This is a genomic window from Novosphingobium olei, assembly GCF_012927405.1.
In the GTDB taxonomy this organism is placed as follows: domain Bacteria; phylum Pseudomonadota; class Alphaproteobacteria; order Sphingomonadales; family Sphingomonadaceae; genus Novosphingobium; species Novosphingobium olei.
Genome location: NZ_JABBGM010000038.1, coordinates 1 through 2,586, shown reverse-complemented (window position 1 = coordinate 2,586; position 2,586 = coordinate 1). Strand labels below are relative to the sequence as shown.

At 64.5% G+C, this 2,586-nt stretch carries 2 protein-coding genes; both read right to left on the bottom strand.

What is annotated here, in order from left to right:
- Nucleotides 1–121: 121 nt before the first annotated feature.
- Nucleotides 122–862, bottom strand: coding sequence for an IS21-like element helper ATPase IstB (gene istB, locus HHL27_RS22120; protein ID WP_169495519.1), 741 nt, complete (start codon nucleotides 860–862; stop codon nucleotides 122–124).
- 11 nt (nucleotides 863–873) lie between these two features.
- Nucleotides 874–2,400 carry an IS21 family transposase gene (gene istA, locus HHL27_RS22115; protein WP_169495518.1) on the bottom strand — a complete coding sequence of 509 codons (1,527 nt, stop codon included), beginning with the start codon at nucleotides 2,398–2,400 and terminating at the stop codon, nucleotides 874–876.
- Between the last annotated feature and the right edge of the window lie 186 nt (nucleotides 2,401–2,586).

The following is a 2,586-nucleotide window of genomic DNA, read 5'->3' as shown; positions in this document are numbered from 1 at the left end:
GTGCGGATTCCGACGATGCCGCCCCCCCATTCCGATCTGATCGCGCCCACCGTTCCGATTTGATGCCGCCCGGGTGGGGAGCAGATCGCGGGCCGATATTCACATGTGATATTTCAGTCGGTCAAGCGGCTTGAGAGTGGAGATTTCTGCGCATGGATTCGCCGGATAGTTCGAGACGATGGGCGTTGTGAACGAGGCGATCCAGGATGGCATCGGCGTAAGTGGGATCCCCGATCAGATCGAACCAGCGGGCCACTGGAAGTTGGCTGGTCACTAGCGTTGAACGGCGACCGTAGCGATCTTCGAGGATCTCGAGCAGGTGATGGCGGGCATTGCCGTCAAGCGGTTCGAGCCCCCAGTCGTCAAGGATGAGCAGGTCGACGCGGGCAAGGCTCTTCATGCGCGCAGCGATGCGGCCATCTCCCTTGGCCAGCGACAGGTCGTCGATCAACCGCGGCAGGCGCGTGTAGAGAACCGAGCGATTGTCGCGGCAGGCCTGGTGACCGATGGCACAGGCGAGCCAGCTCTTGCCGACGCCGGCCGGCCCGATAATCGCGCAGTTCTCGTGGGCGGCGATCCAGTTGCCCTTGAGCAGCATCTCGAACAGGCGGCGATCGAGCCCGCGCGAAGCGCGGTAATCAACGTCTTCAGGCGCGGCATGGTGCCGCAGCCTTGCTTGACGCAGGCGCAAGGCAAGGCGCCGGTCATTGCGCCAGGTGGCCTCATGGTCGAGCAACAGGGCCAGCCATTCGGCATGGCCAAGGCTGGCGGCATCGCCATTGCCATCCAGGTCGGCAAAGGCATGAGCCATGCCGGTCAGCCCGAGCTGGCTCAGCAGATCAAGCGTGGGATGTTTGAGCATCGTCGTTCCTTTCAGTGGTAGTACTGGGAGCCCCGGATGTTGTCGTGCTGGATGGGTTCGCGCTCCGGGGCTTTGGACACGGGCACCTTGTCGAGCCCCTTTTCGAGGATCGATTTGACCGACGGATAATGGCGGGCCTGGATCTCCAGCGCGCGCACCGCGGCGGCTTCGAGCCGCTCAGGTCCGAAGCGCTTGGCAAGGCCGATGATGCCAAGGCACGAGCGGTAGCCCTGCTCAGGGTGCGGCCTCTCGTTGATGATGCGCTCGACCAGCAGCGACAGCATCGGCCCGATCCGGGCCGCCTCATCGCGGATCCTGGCCGGCGTCCATTCCAGATAGCGCCGGTGGCTCGAGGGCATATGCTCGGGCACCGTCGTATGCCGGCCATTTCCGCTGCCACGCATGTGCACCGCGATGCGTTCGCCGCCGAGAAAGATCTCGACGGTCCGCGCGGTGAAGCGGGCCTCGACCTCGCGGCGGGCGTAGCGATGCGGCACCGAGTAATGGTGGTGATCGACGGCGATATGGTAGTCGAGCCCAACCCGGCAGCGCTTCCATTGAGCATGGACCCACTGCTCCGCCGGCAGCGGCTTGAGGTTGGGCGCGTCAACCTCCTCGAACAACTGGCGACGCGTTCGGCCGAACTGGCGAAGGACCCGCGTTTCATTGAGGTCGGTCAGGCACTCGGCGATGGCGGCGTTGAGTTCGGCCAGGCTGTAGAAGATACGGTTGCGTAGTCGCCCCAGCACCCAGCGCTCGACGATGCCGACGCAGGCTTCGACCTTCGCCTTGTCGCGTGGGCGTCGCGGCCGGGCAGGTAGCACTGCCGTCCCGTAATGCCGGGCCATGTCGGTGTAGCTGCGGTTGAGCATCGGATCGAAGTGGCAAGCCTTGATCACCGCGACCTTGGCATTGTCGGGCACCAGCAACTGCGGCACCCCGCCGAAGAAGGCGAAGGCGGCATTGTGGCCCTCGATCCAGTCAGCAAACTGCTCGGTCCACGTCGCGCACGCGAACGACAGGCTCGAGCCGCCCAGCACCGCCACAAACAGATGGGCATCGCGGATCTCGCCGGTCCTGCGGTTGATCACGACTGGCACCGTGTCGCCGGCGTAGTCGACGAACATCTTCTCGCCGCCAGCATGGCTCTGGCGCATGACCAGCGACAACCGGCCTTCCCAGTTACGGAACAGTTCGCACCAGCGGCTGTAACGATAGCCGTCGGGATGAACGGCGATGTACTCTTCCCATAGGACCTGCAGCGTCACGTGCTTGCGCTTCAGCTCGCGCGCCACCACCGACCAGTCCGGCTCTGCCTGCTTGCGACGCCCTGGCTTCACGCCGGCGGGACCATAGAGGCGCGCCTCCAGAGCCGCATCGCTGATCTCGACCGGAACCGGCCACGACAGTCCCGAACGCTCAAAACGTGCGAGCATGTCGCGCACCGTCGACCGCGCCACTCCCGACAAACGGGCAATCTCTCGCACCGGAAGGCAACCCTCCCGGTACATTCGCATCACTTCGCGCAGTGCGCGCATCTTCGCCCTCCTCGTCGGCATCTCATTCTCCAGGCTGCTCAACAGCCCAGAAGATGGCCTCAACGATCAGCCTCGACACCACCGGGAAGGTGGGCGGGAATTAATCGGAATGGGGGGGCGGGATCAGGTCGGAATCCCGGGCGGGAATTCCTCGGAATGGCGGGCGGTATCATTTCGGAATCCGCA